General features: G+C 50.7%; 10 protein-coding genes. 1 reads left to right on the forward strand and 9 read right to left on the reverse strand.

Annotated features, from left to right (window positions below; genetic code table 11):
* Window positions 1–7 precede the first annotated feature (7 nt).
* Complete coding sequence (locus tag F5I99_RS17020) at window positions 8–688, forward strand: cytochrome b/b6 domain-containing protein (protein ID WP_151058098.1); 681 nt, start codon at window positions 8–10, stop codon at window positions 686–688.
* Here the strand turns inward: F5I99_RS17020 and F5I99_RS17025 are convergent.
* The 9 genes from F5I99_RS17025 to F5I99_RS17065 form a co-directional block, all read right to left on the reverse strand.
* Window positions 685–3,834: an efflux RND transporter permease subunit gene (locus F5I99_RS17025; RefSeq protein ID WP_151058100.1), complete on the reverse strand. Its 3,150-nt coding sequence runs from the start codon at window positions 3,832–3,834 to the stop codon at window positions 685–687. The genes F5I99_RS17020 and F5I99_RS17025 overlap by 4 nt on opposite strands.
* Window positions 3,834–4,889 carry an efflux RND transporter periplasmic adaptor subunit gene (locus tag F5I99_RS17030; RefSeq protein ID WP_191905883.1) on the reverse strand — a complete coding sequence of 352 codons (1,056 nt, stop codon included), beginning with the start codon at window positions 4,887–4,889 and terminating at the stop codon, window positions 3,834–3,836. The genes F5I99_RS17025 and F5I99_RS17030 overlap by 1 nt, the downstream gene beginning before the upstream one ends.
* A 198-nt stretch (window positions 4,890–5,087) precedes the next feature.
* Window positions 5,088–5,837: an amino acid ABC transporter ATP-binding protein gene (locus tag F5I99_RS17035; protein WP_151058104.1), complete on the reverse strand. Its 750-nt coding sequence runs from the start codon at window positions 5,835–5,837 to the stop codon at window positions 5,088–5,090.
* A gap of 15 nt (window positions 5,838–5,852) precedes the next feature.
* Window positions 5,853–6,947 carry an amino acid ABC transporter permease gene (locus tag F5I99_RS17040; protein ID WP_151058106.1) on the reverse strand — a complete coding sequence of 365 codons (1,095 nt, stop codon included), beginning with the start codon at window positions 6,945–6,947 and terminating at the stop codon, window positions 5,853–5,855.
* A 1-nt stretch (window position 6,948) separates the two neighbouring features.
* Complete coding sequence (locus F5I99_RS17045) at window positions 6,949–8,127, reverse strand: amino acid ABC transporter permease (protein WP_151058108.1); 1,179 nt, start codon at window positions 8,125–8,127, stop codon at window positions 6,949–6,951.
* 112 nt (window positions 8,128–8,239) lie between these two features.
* Complete coding sequence (locus tag F5I99_RS17050; RefSeq protein ID WP_151058110.1) at window positions 8,240–9,253, reverse strand: amino acid ABC transporter substrate-binding protein; 1,014 nt, start codon at window positions 9,251–9,253, stop codon at window positions 8,240–8,242.
* Window positions 9,254–9,731: 478 nt separating this feature from the next.
* Window positions 9,732–10,796, reverse strand: coding sequence for a class II fructose-bisphosphate aldolase (gene fba, locus F5I99_RS17055; RefSeq protein ID WP_151058112.1), 1,065 nt, complete (start codon window positions 10,794–10,796; stop codon window positions 9,732–9,734).
* Between the two features lie 24 nt (window positions 10,797–10,820).
* Window positions 10,821–11,990 carry a phosphoglycerate kinase gene (locus F5I99_RS17060; protein WP_151058114.1) on the reverse strand — a complete coding sequence of 390 codons (1,170 nt, stop codon included), beginning with the start codon at window positions 11,988–11,990 and terminating at the stop codon, window positions 10,821–10,823.
* Window positions 11,991–12,012: 22 nt separating this feature from the next.
* On the reverse strand, window positions 12,013–13,044 hold the full coding sequence (locus F5I99_RS17065) for a type I glyceraldehyde-3-phosphate dehydrogenase (RefSeq protein ID WP_151058116.1): 1,032 nt from the start codon (window positions 13,042–13,044) through the stop codon (window positions 12,013–12,015).
* Window positions 13,045–13,070: the final 26 nt, after the last annotated feature.

The following is a 13,070-nucleotide window of genomic DNA, read 5'->3' on the forward strand; positions in this document are numbered from 1 at the left end:
TGATGGAATGGAAACTTCCGTGAAAGTCTGGGACTGGAGTTTACGCGTTTTTCATTGGAGCTTGCCAGTTTTACTGTTTCTGTTGTGGTTCTCTGCCACCCAAAGCGAAAATTTTGATGCCATAGAACATCATATGCTGTTGGCTCAGATTCTTTTAGGGCTGATGATTTATCGTATTATCTGGGGGTTTATCGGCACACCGGCTGCACGCTTCAGCCGTTTTATCACTGGCCCTCGCAGTTGGAGGGGCTACGCCATGTCCATTATTCGTCGTCAACCGCTAGCCTATATGGGGCATAACCCTTTAGGAGGCCTGATGGTCTTGGTGTTACTGGGTGCTCTGAGTTTTCAGTTACTGACTGGCTTATTTACTGATGATGACATACTCTTTTCAGGCCCCCTGGCCAGCACAGCATCTCAGGACACCGTAAGCTGGATGAGTAGCTGGCATCGGCGATTTTTTGACTGGATTCTGATTCTGATCGGGGTGCATTTGCTGGCCATCGTCTTTTACAAGCTGTTAGGCGAAGGTCTGGTAAAAGCCATGTTTACGGGTCGCAAACCGCTGCATGATTCCGCACCAGATCTTCACAAGTTACTTCCCGTACCCACGACTTTTCCCTGGATCCGCTTTTGCATCGCCGTGGCTATCACTGCCGCTTGTGTCGGGATACTTTTTTATCGTTAACTTGCCACGTAAGGTTCAGCCTGACTGAATCGCTGGGCCTTACGCATAGCTGGATGAAAATACGAATAGATAACGGGTACCAGTAACAGGCCCACCAGCATTGAAAAGCTTAATCCAAATACAATCGCTACGGCCAACGGCTGCAGCATTTCGGAACCCTCACCCATCCCGATAGCCAGTGGCAACATTCCCGCAACCGTGGTCATGGTGGTCATAAGTATCGGCCGCAAACGCAGCCTGGCAGCGGCAATGATAGCGTCATCTCGTTGCATGCCACGATCCTGCTGCAGTTCAATATATTCCACCAGTACGATGGCATTATTCACGACTATGCCCGCCAGCATAATCATTCCTAACCAGACCGGCATAGATAAGGGCATACCGAGCAGAGTTAAACCGCCAGCAACACCTATGGCACTGAAAGGTACACTGAGAATAATAACCAACGGATTGCGCAGCGATTCATACTGTACCGCCATCACCACAAATACCAGAAACAATGCTAGCAACAATAGCACTCCGGTGAGCTTCTGGCCTTCTTTCAAGGTTTGCGCCGCCCCCCCATCAAAACGGCTATAGCCATCAGGCAAAGGCATACCAACCAGTGCCACCTCGATAGCGGCCAACACCTCTCCCAACGGGTAACCATCAACCAGAGAGGCCGAAATTTCGACTATGCGCATTTGACTGTCGCGGAGAATGTTACCCGGTGCTTTAGTCAGATCGACTTCGGCCAGATCCCCCAGATACAGTGTCTGGCGACCCTCTGACGCCGGGAACAGCATCACGGATTCGAGATCCTGTACATCCTCAGCCAAGTGTTCAGGTAGTTTAACGCGCATATCGTAACCGCGCCCACCTTCATAAAAATCAGTTACAACACGGCCCTCCAGGGCCATGATCAGCGCTTCATTGATATCCTGCACATCGATACCTAATGCGGCGGCTCGCTGCCGGTCTACCTTAAAATCCAGCTCCAGCACCTGTTCTTCAGATGAGTAGCCCAGATTTTGAATCCCTGGCAGAGCCTCAAGTCGATTGACTGTTTCACCTGCCAGGCTGTCTAAAACGTCCAGTTCAGGGCCCTGAATGCGTACGCTGATATCGTCATCGCTGGTACTGGTGCGTATCCCACGAATACCACGCTGACGCATACGTACCTGAATACCAGCCAACTGTTGCTCCGCTATCTGCTGGTTCATACGGTTAATCCATTGTTGCGAGCTGATTTGTCGCTCTGACAGTGATGTTAACTGCACCGTCATACTCGCCTGGTTGGCCGCCTCGCGAGACGCACGCCCCCAGACAAATCCGCCAGATACTACAAACACGCTGTCAACGTCAGGATCCTGCCGGGCCAGTTGCTCAATAATCAACACCCGCCGGTCCATTTCATCCAGGGTAATATCCGGATCGCCAATCACGCGAAGATCCACCTGGCCATCGTCCAGTGTTGGCAGGAAGGTTTGCGATCCACTGATAAACGTAGGCAGACTGACCAACAACAACAGTATAAACACCAGCGGAATAGGCCAACGAAATTGAAGCACCTGACTGATCAAATTGGCATAGCCGGTTTGCAGTATGTTAATGAAGCGATCAATGAGATGACGAAAGCGACTGGTTTTATGTGTCAGAACCCTGGAGGCGAGCGCTGGCACCAGCGTCAGTGCAATCACCATGGAGGCGACAACTGCCGCGGATATGGTAATGATCAGTTCTCTGAACAGCAGTCCCACCAGACCGCCGACAAACAGGAAGGGTAAAATAGCGGCCAAATTGGTGGAAGTTGAGGCCAGAATCGCGCTATTGACCTCGGCGGCGGCATTAGCCGCATCGTCATGACTGGATTCACCTTCACGCTGGTGCCGGTATATATTTTCCAACATCACGATAGTGTTATCCACCAGCATGCCGACCCCCAGTGCCAAACCTCCCAATGTCATGATGTTAAGTGTCAGATTGCCCAGCCCCATCAGTACAAAAGTCACCATCACCGCAATGGGAATGGCACTGCCGATAATCAGGGTACGGCGCAGATTACCCAGAAACACATACACCACTGACATGGCCAGCAAGGCTCCACTGACCACAGCCAATACTGAGTTATTCAACGCTTGACGCACATAAATCGATTGATCGGTAATCGGGTAGATATCGATATCGGTTGGCAACAAGCCCTGATCACTAAGCCAATGCATACGTTCCTGTACATGGTTGGCAACTGAAATCGTATTGGCATCTGGCTGGCTCTGAATCGATAACTGCAGTGCCGGGGTACCATTGGCACGGATACGCAAACGCTCATCCTTATGGGTATCCAGGATCTGTGCTACGTCATCCAGTGACACCTGCCCACCGGCAGGCAGCTCAATCGATAGTCCGGCCAGCGCTTCAACACTATCAAAGCGACCACTGATCCGACCACTGATCTCCTGGCGATCAGTTCGCAAACGCCCGGAGGGGTCCTCACGATGGTTACGTAACAGCGCCTCAACCACATCATCCACGTCCAGTCCCAAACCCGCCAACCTGACCGGATCAGGGAGAATCTGAATTTCCCGTTCCAGCCCACCACCGACTTCCGCTGCCGCTACCCCTGGCAGGTTAATAAACCACTTGGAAAACACATCCTCGACCCAACTGCGCAGCTCTACCGGACTTCGCAAGCCAGAACTGATGGCGTATTGCATCACCGGTATCTGTGAAGGGTCACGCTTAAAGATGGTTGGCTGGTCAATCGTGTCTGGCAGTAGACGCCGGGCTCTATCCAGACGAGTACTGGCATCTCTCAAGGCAATATCAATATCCTTGCCATAGGGAAAGATCAGATCAACACTGCTACGCCCCTGACTGGTACTGGACTGGATATTAATCATATCTTCAGTGATGGCCAACTGCTCTTCCACAAAGCGAGTGATGCGATCTTCCATGACCAGTGCCGGCACCCCGGGATCACTGATACGCACGCTGATTTCCGGATAGATAAGCCGAGGTAACAGGTCTACAGAGAGGCGACTCAACGAGAAAATCCCCACGACGATCACCGCCAGCGCAATCATCGTCACACCAATTGGGTGCTCGATTGACCAACCAGCCAAGCCGGAACCGTGGCGTTTAGACGTCTCCACCGGCACAGGTTCCATCAGGATTCCCGCTCAGCCAGGGGCGTAACGGGCTTTACCACCTGATTTTCCGTTAACCCCATAAACCCGCGAATAACGATCTGATCATCCGCTTCAAGGCCATTCAGGACTTCAATACGATCTGCCACCCGTACGCCCGTTGTGATCGCTCGCTTTTCGATACGCTGCTGCGCATTCATCAGGTAGACATACTCCCCCTGATCATAACGCAAGGCGGAAAATGGAATCATCATACGCTCCTGCAACCTGGCTGACAGGCTGACACGCGCCAGTTGCCCGGGTACGGCACCCGCCGGGATAGGATCCGGTTGAATTTCAACTTGACCACGGCGTGTCAGTGGGTCAACCTGGGGATAAATACGGGTAATCTGACCGGCAAAATCCTGCGGTCCCAAGGCATCTAACTGTATAGTGACGCTGTCGCCCAACTGCAAGTGAGTCATCACTTGCTCAGACAACTGCACATCAATAACCAGCGACGTCGGGTCGATTAAGGTGAGTAAATGGGTGTTTTTGGCCGCGAAGTTACCTGGCTCGGACAAACGTTCTGTCACGACCCCGGCAAAGGGAGCCGACATGCGGGTGTAACCCAGACGGGTTGTCAGAATAGCCAGCTCAGCCCGTGCAATTTCCAATTCGGTTTCGCGACGCTGCAACTCTTCTACAGAGATCAGATTACGTTGTGACAGTGAACGCACCCGTTCCAGATCACGTTCGGCTCGCTGCAACTCCGCTCGACTGCGGGCAACCTGTGAACGCAACAGACTGTCATCCAGCGCAATCAGAAGATCCCCACGGCTGACCTGATCACCGGGATACCAGGGCAGCTCAGCAATCTGACCTTCTTCCTGAACAAACAAACGATACTTAACTGTCGCCCGCAGGGTCCCGGTACGTATTCTGTCCAGTTTCACCACGTCTTCTGTCACCTGGTGCAATTCCACCAGATGTGCACGCTCCACGCGGGATGCCTGATTGCCCTGTACCGACTGCTGATCACACCCGATCAACAGTAACCCGCACAAGAGTAAAGTAACGAATCTCGTCAGGTACACGCTATAGCGACTCCCTATCATTTAATCCACTCACCAAACTTGCCAGTATAAACCCGAGGACCGGATTTCAGGCTTGATTTGGCCATACCTTTACAAATATTAACCTGTTACAGGGGAGTTTACGTGACAGACAGGTAATTGGTGCGGTTTTTAGACAAAATACTGGCGCGGCAATGACTACCGCACCAGCAGGTTACCTTAGTGATCCAGCACTTGGCTGAGGAACAACTTGGTACGGTCAGACTGGGGATTGTTGAAGAAGGATTGCGGTTCATTTTCCTCTATGATCTGCCCGGCATCCATGAAAATAACCCGATCAGCGACTTTCTTGGCAAAACCCATTTCATGGGTCACACAGAGCATCGTCATACCTTCACCAGCCAACTCCACCATAACATCCAGCACTTCCTTGATCATTTCCGGATCAAGTGCAGAGGTAGGTTCATCGAATAACATCACTCGCGGATTCATACACAGACTGCGCGCAATCGCCACACGCTGCTGCTGTCCACCGGAAAGCTGCCCTGGGTATTTAAGTGCCTGATCCGGAATTTTAACGCGTTCAAGATAGTTCATGGCTATCTCTTCAGCTTCCTTCTTCGGCATTTTACGCACCCAGATAGGCGCCAGCGTACAATTCTGCAACACGGTCAAATGTGGAAACAGATTAAAATGCTGAAACACCATCCCCACTTCTTTACGCACCTGACTGATATTTTTCAGGTCATTATTGAGCAGTACGCCATCGACGATGATATCGCCTTCCTGGTGCTCTTCAAGGTGATTGATACAGCGGATCATGGTGGATTTGCCGGAGCCGGAAGGCCCGCAGATGACAATTTTTTCACCCTGTTTCACATTCAGGTTGATGTCCTTCAGCACATGAAACTCACCGTACCATTTATTCACATCTTTCAGGGTAATGATATAGTCTTGTTCGTTCGTCATTGACCAGAACTCCAGTTAATTTCTATGGCCGGTATTGAGATGATTTTCCAAATAGTTACTGTACCGCGACATGCTGAAGCAAAAGATCCAGAACATGAAAGCCGCAAACAAGTAACCTTCAGCCGGATAGCCCAACCAGGCAGGATCAGACAGGGCTTGTTGCACCATACCTAAAACGTCCATTAAGCCGATGATGACAATCAGGCTGGTATCTTTGAACAGTGAAATCAGGGTATTCACTATGCCCGGAATCATGATTTTCAGCGCTTGAGGCAGCACCACCAGACTGGTTTTCTGCCAGTAACTGAGACCCAGTGCATCTGCACCTTCAAACTGCCCTTTACTCAGTGCCTGTAAACCACCACGCACCACTTCGGCCATATAAGCCGACTGGAACATTACAATACCGATCAAGGCACGCATGAGTTTGTCAGCATCCGTACCACCGGCAAAGAACAGCGGCAACATTACCGACGCCATAAACAGGATGGTAATCAAGGGCACACCACGCCAAAACTCAATAAAGATCACACAGACCATCTTGATGACCGGCATCTCACTACGACGTCCAAGCGCTAACAGAATCCCGATAGGGATAGCCACAACGATACCGATCAAGGCCAGCACCAGTGTCAGCATCAAGCCCCCCCAGCGGTGGGTGGGAATAACCTCCAGGCCAAAACCGCCATAGAGCAGCGTATAAGCTAAAACCGGATAGGCAGTAAGCGCGAGAATACCGATGACTTTCTTAAATGGCAGTCGTGGCACAGACATCCACACCAGAATGGCCAACAGCAGGATAAAGGTCAGATTAGGCCGCCAGTAGCTGTCTTCCGGGTAAAAACCATACATAAACAGGTTAAAGCGTACTGTTATAAAAACCCAGCAAGCCCCCCCGCTATCACAGTCATCACGCGTGGTTCCAATCCAGTCTGATGTAATGAAGGCCCAGTTCAGAAAGGGCACCAACACCATCCAAAGCACATACACAGTAAACAGGGTGACCAGTGTGTTCGGCAGACTGGAAAACAGGTTCTTGCGCATCCAGCCAATCAGACCCACCTCAACGATAGGTGCCGGACGATCGACAATAGGGGTAAATTTATCCATCTTATCTCTCCACCAGAGCAACGCGTTTGTTGAACCAGTTCATAAAGGCAGATACCAGCAAACTGATGGTCAGGTAAACCAGCATGGTCATGGTGATAATCTCTATCGCTTGCCCCGTCTGGTTCAGCGTTGTACCCGCAAAGACTGATACCAGATCTGGATACCCTATCGCGGTTGCCAGTGAAGAGTTTTTAGTCAGGTTGAGATACTGACTGGTCATGGGAGGAATCATCACACGCATTGCCTGGGGTAACACCACCAGATTCATGCGATGCTTTTCATTCAGACCCAACGCCCGGCAGGCTTCGGTCTGTCCATGTGACACAGATTCTATACCTGATCTGACAATTTCGCCGATATAGGTACTGGTATAGATGGTTAACGCAAACCAGAGTGCAACCAGCTCCGGTAGCAATGACATACCGCCACTGAAATTAAACCCGCGCAACACGGGGTAATTCAGTCCGATAGGACGGCCGGTGATAAAAAAACCCAGAATAATAGTCGCCAGCAAAATACCTGCAGAAGTCCAGAATACTGGAAACTGCTGGCCAGTATCCATCATGCGTTTTTTTGCCCAACGTGATAAGAAAATCACACCAACTATAGCTGCGACGATCAAACCCACATAAAAGGCAAAGCCTGTTTCTGCCATGGGCCTGGGGACGAAAATGCCACGTATATTCAGGAACACAGCTTCGCCCAGGGCAAGGCTGTTTCGAGTATTCGGCAGGGTTTGCAGCACCACGTAGTACCAGAAGAAAATCTGTAGCAACAACGGGATGTTACGAAGAATTTCGATGTATACCATCGAGATTTTTCGTAGCAACCAGTTAGGAGAAATACGGCTTATACCGACAAAAACCCCCAAGAAAGTAGCAGCTACTACTCCTAGTGCTGATACCAGCAAAGTATTAAGCAAACCTACAAAGAAGGTACGCCCAAAGCTGAAGGTCTCATTGTATTCAATCAGTGTTTGCGAGATACCAAATCCCGCTGGTTGCTCCAAAAAACCAAACCCGGATGATATCCCACGGACTTCAAGGTTGGTCATGACATTGCCAACAATGGTCATCATAAACCAGAGCAACAACCCGAGTATAACGGCCTGATAAAACAGACTGCGAGCAGTCGGGTTATAAACAAGACGGGTAAAACTATTGCGGTTATTTGATTTCATGAAAGTTATGCGCCTCTGTACACAGCCTGAAAATGCCTGTCAGGTACCAGACTTTGAACGGGTTATGGAGTCGATAACCCCATAACCCGGACTGTTCACTCAGAAGTGGACTTTAACGAACTGGTGGGGCGTATTGCAGACCACCTTCACTCCAGAGTGCATTCAGGCCGCGTTCAATGTTAAGCGGAGAGCCTGTACCTACAGTGCGGTCAAACACTTCACCGTAGTTACCGACCTGCTCAACAATGTTGTAAGCCCAATCATTGCTTAGCTGAAGCAGTTCACCCATATTGCCGGATGTGCCCAGTAAACGCTGAATGGATGGGTTATCTGAGGCCTTCATCTCTTCGGCGTTGGCGCTGGTGACACCCAGCTCTTCAGCATTGAGCTGCGCAGACAAGGTCCATTTCACAATGTTGAACCAGACATCATCACCCTGGCGAACCACGGGTCCGAGGGGTTCTTTGGAAATAACTTCTGGCAGTACCATGGCACCATCAGGATCAGACAACTGCAGACGCAGCGCATACAACTGAGACTGGTCTGAGGTCAGAATATCACAACGACCCGCTTCAAAACCCTGAGCGGTCTGATCAGCTGTATCATAGAGTACTGGCTCATAGCTCATGCCTTTAAAGCGGAAGTAATCCGCCAGGTTAAGCTCAGTGGTGGTACCGGAAGAGATACACACTGAAGCACCATCCAGCTCAAGCGCACTGCTGACACCCAGATCTTTCTTGACCAGGAAACCCTGACCATCATAGTAGGTAACCCCGGCGAAGTTCAGGCCCAGTGAGGCATCACGGGTCAGTGTCCAGGTTGTATTACGCGAAAGTACATCGATTTCACCAGACTGGAGTGCGGTAAAGCGTTCTGTTGCGGTCAGCGAGACAAAATTAACTTTTTCGGCATCACCCAGCACAGCCGCGGCAACGGCACGGCAGAAATCTGCATCGATGCCCTGCCAGCGTCCATCACTATCTGTTGCTGAAAAGCCTGGCAAGCCATCACTGACACCACACTGCACCGCACCACGTTCTTTAACTGTTTCCAGAGTATCGGCACTAACGCTAGCCGCTGCCGTCACTGCCAATGCAGCGCCAACGAATGTTGCAATCTTCTTCATGTAGTTTCTCCCATGAATGTTGTTTTTTGTTTTACGCAACCTATAGAAACGTAGTTACGCATCAACGCACGGGAGAGACTGCAATTTCTGAGCCAGCAAAACAGATTTGCCAGCTAACACAGATAAAAACCGAGCGTTTAACGCGCTTCTACTTATTTAAAGGCTTGAGCCCAAATAAAACTTAGCCTACAACGCCCTAAAAATACACAAAAATTGTGTAAATGTTCAATTTTAGTGCAGAAGAGAATTATTTTGTTGTAGGAGCCCGGCCTCCGGGCGATGGTTTTGTTCGCTCGCAGAGCGAGCTCCCACAGGAGTGTATGTTTTGGCTTTGTTCGCTCGCGGAGCGAGCTCCTACAGGAATGTATTTTTAATGTAGGAGCCCGGTCTCCGGGCGATGAGGTGGTTCGCTCGCGGAGCGAGCTCCTACAGGAATCTATTTTAAACGTAGGAGCCCGGTCTCCGGGCGATGGAATCCTCAGTTGATTTTTACATCCAACTGACCGGACTCGTAGCGCTCAGCCATATCCTCCAGTGCAATCGGTGTAATACTGCTGGCGTGACCGGCGGAACCAAAGGCTTCATAACGAGCGATACAGATCTCGCGCATCGCAGTAATCGTCTCCTTGAGGTATTTGCGTGGATCAAACTCAGCCGGGTTCTGCGCCAGGAAACGACGTACCGCACCGGTTGATGCCAGACGCAAGTCAGTATCAATATTCACCTTACGCACGCCATGTCGAATACCCTGCACGATTTCGTCCACCGGTACGCCATAGGTTTCCGGGATTTCACCGCCATATTCATTAATAATTGCCAACCAATCCTGTGGCACAGACGATGAGCCATGCATCACCAGATGAGTATCCGGAATACGCGCATGGATCTCTTTGATGCGCTGAATTGCCAGAGTATCGCCTGTCGGTGGACGAGTGAATTTGTAGGCGCCATGACTGGTACCTATGGCAATTGCCAATGCATCCACGCCAGTTTTACGCACAAAATCGGCGGCTTCTTCAGGGTCAGTGAGCATCTGTTCATGCGACAGAACACCCTCAGCGCCAATACCATCTTCTTCACCGGCCATACCGGTTTCCAGCGACCCCAGGCAGCCCAGCTCCCCTTCAACTGAAACACCACAGGCATGCGCCATTTCCACGGTACGGCGGGTCACATCCACGTTGTACTCGTAGCTGGTTGGAGTTTTTCCATCGCTACCCAGTGATCCATCCATCATTACCGATGAAAAGCCCATTGCAATAGAGCGCTGACAAACAGCCGGACTGGTACCATGATCCTGATGCATACATACAGGAATCTGTGGGAACTCTTCAATAGCGGCCAGAATCATATGACGCAGAAAGTTAGAGCCCGCATATTTACGCGCACCCGCGGAAGCCTGCACGATCACCGGTGAGTCAGTTTTAGCCGCCGCTTCCATAATGGCGCGCATCTGTTCCAGGTTATTTACGTTAAAAGCTGGTATGCCGTAGCCGTGCTCAGCAGCATGGTCCAGCAACTGTCGCATAGAAATAAGTGCCATGAGTAAACCTCTTTAATTTAATTATCAGTGCTGGGTAGCACGCTGTTCCAGTACCGCAACAGCCGGTAACACTTTACCCTCTACAAACTCCAGAAAAGCACCGCCACCCGTAGAAATATAAGATACCTGTTCTTCAATCCCGTATTTGTCGACTGCCGCCAGAGTGTCACCTCCTCCGGCAATGGAAAAACCTTCACTTGCAGCTACCGCCATAGCTATCACCCGGGTGCCCTCACCAAACTGATCGAATTCAAACACTCCAACAGGACCGTTCCAGATAATCGTGCCAGCCCCCTTGAGCATCTCAGCCAGGTGCTGAGCTGACTGCGGACCGATATCCAGAATCATATCGTTTTCGCCGACGTCATCGACTGCTTTAATGGTCGCAACGGCATCTTCCGCAAACTCGGTAGCCACCACAACATCGACCGGCAGAGGTATAGACACCTTATCCATCAGCGCTTTCGCCACCGGAATCAGGTCATGCTCACATAGAGACTTGCCAACTGGCTTACCAGCCGCCGCCAGAAAGGTATTGGCAATGCCGCCACCCACGATCAATTGATCACAACTTAGCGACAGGGCATTCAGCACTTCCAGCTTAGTTGATACCTTAGAGCCTCCAACAATCGCCATCATCGGTCTGACCGGCGCATCCAAAGCCTTTTCCAGCGCATCCAGTTCATTAGCCAGCAAGGGGCCAGCACAAGCCACCGGTGCAAATTTAGCGACACCATGCGTCGATGCCTGAGCACGGTGCGCCGTGCCGAAAGCATCCATGACAAAGATGTCACAGAGTGACGCCATGGTTTTTGCCAAAACTTCGTCGTCTTTTTTCTCGCCGACATTAAAACGTACGTTTTCCAGTATTACCAGATCACCCTCGGCAACGTCAAACGGCGTATCCAGCCAATGACTGATCAGCGGCACGGGGCGCTTAAGTAAAGTGGACAGATGTTCGGCAACCGGACCCAATGAATACTTTGCGTCATACTCGCCTTCAGTAGGGCGCCCCAGATGAGACATGACCATGACCTTGGCACCCGCTTTCAGCGCCAGCTCAATCGTTGGTAATGATGCACGGATACGCGCATCCGAGGTTACCTTTCCATCCTTAACCGGTACGTTCAGATCTTCACGAATCAGCACCCGTTTACCGGACAGATTCAGGTTTGTCATTTTCTGAATGCTCATAGGGATAGTTCCTTGTTAGTTTTCAATCAAAAATTTTCCTAAGCCTTAGCCAGTGATCTGTGACATCCAGCATACGATTGGCATAGCCCCATTCATTATCAAACCAGCAGATCATCTTCAGCAACCGCTGCCCCGAAACCCGCGTTTGGGTGCCATCGATAATCACAGAGCGAGGGTCCCGGTTAAAATCTACCGAGGCATGAGCTTCTTCGGTATAACCCATCAACTGCTGCAACGGCCCTTGGCAAGAGCTGGCTTGCATCAAGCGGTTGACCGCTTGAGCTGACGCATCACTGGCCAGATTGATAGACAAATCCATCAGCGACACATTGATCGTCGGCACCCGTAGATGCAAGCACTCAAAGCGACCGGCTAAATGCGGCAAGAGTCGGTCGATTCCCTTACTCAAGCCGGTATCAACCGGAATAATCGACTGCAGAGCGCTACGTGTGAGTCGAAGATCAGTACGGTGATAACTGTCAATGACCGGCTGATCATTCATGGCGGAATGCACCGTAGTGGTCACGCCATTGACAATACCAAACTGCCGGTCAAGTAAATCCAATACAGGTACGAGACAATTCGTGGTACAGGATGCCGCCGAGGCTACCCGATGCTCCGCCTGTAATTGCTGATGGTTAAACCCGAAGATTACCGTCGCATCAATATCAGTCGACGCAGGATTGGAAAACAGCAGACGCTGAGCACCACTATCAAGGTGTTTTTGTGCCTGGGCAAGATTAGAAAAGCTACCGGAACAGTCCATGACCAGATCCACATCTAATTCAGCCCAGGGCAATTGCTGTGGGTCCTCAATGCTCAGCACCCGAATTTTATCGCCGTTAATTAATAGATGTTGACCGTCATGGCTGACTGGCAAAGGAAAGCGCCCGTGGGTGGTGTCATAGCGAGTCAGATACGTGAGTGTTTCTATATCCGACAACTCATTTAACGCCACCACCTGCAACTGATGCTGCAGACCCCGTTCATACAGGGCACGCAACACACTCTGACCTATGCGGCCATAGCCATTAATGGCAATGCGGTAACTCATAGCGTGTTGCGCATCCTTTCTTTAGG

Origin of the sequence: Nitrincola iocasae (assembly GCF_008727795.1) — a bacterium.
In the GTDB taxonomy this organism is placed as follows: domain Bacteria; phylum Pseudomonadota; class Gammaproteobacteria; order Pseudomonadales; family Balneatricaceae; genus Nitrincola; species Nitrincola iocasae.

Excerpts from the sequence above, each read along its gene's own strand:
- F5I99_RS17020 (WP_151058098.1), top strand. The coding sequence starts at position 8 with ATGGAAACTTCCGTGAAAGTCTGGGACTGGAGTTTACGCGTTTTTCAT.
- F5I99_RS17025 (WP_151058100.1), bottom strand. The coding sequence starts at position 3,834 with ATGGAACCTGTGCCGGTGGAGACGTCTAAACGCCACGGTTCCGGCTTG.
- F5I99_RS17035 (WP_151058104.1), bottom strand. The coding sequence starts at position 5,837 with ATGACGAACGAACAAGACTATATCATTACCCTGAAAGATGTGAATAAA.
- F5I99_RS17040 (WP_151058106.1), bottom strand. The coding sequence starts at position 6,947 with ATGGATAAATTTACCCCTATTGTCGATCGTCCGGCACCTATCGTTGAG.
- F5I99_RS17045 (WP_151058108.1), bottom strand. The coding sequence starts at position 8,127 with ATGAAATCAAATAACCGCAATAGTTTTACCCGTCTTGTTTATAACCCG.
- F5I99_RS17050 (WP_151058110.1), bottom strand. The coding sequence starts at position 9,253 with ATGAAGAAGATTGCAACATTCGTTGGCGCTGCATTGGCAGTGACGGCA.
- fba (WP_151058112.1), bottom strand. The coding sequence starts at position 10,796 with ATGGCACTTATTTCTATGCGACAGTTGCTGGACCATGCTGCTGAGCAC.
- F5I99_RS17060 (WP_151058114.1), bottom strand. The coding sequence starts at position 11,990 with ATGAGCATTCAGAAAATGACAAACCTGAATCTGTCCGGTAAACGGGTG.
- F5I99_RS17065 (WP_151058116.1), bottom strand. The coding sequence starts at position 13,044 with ATGAGTTACCGCATTGCCATTAATGGCTATGGCCGCATAGGTCAGAGT.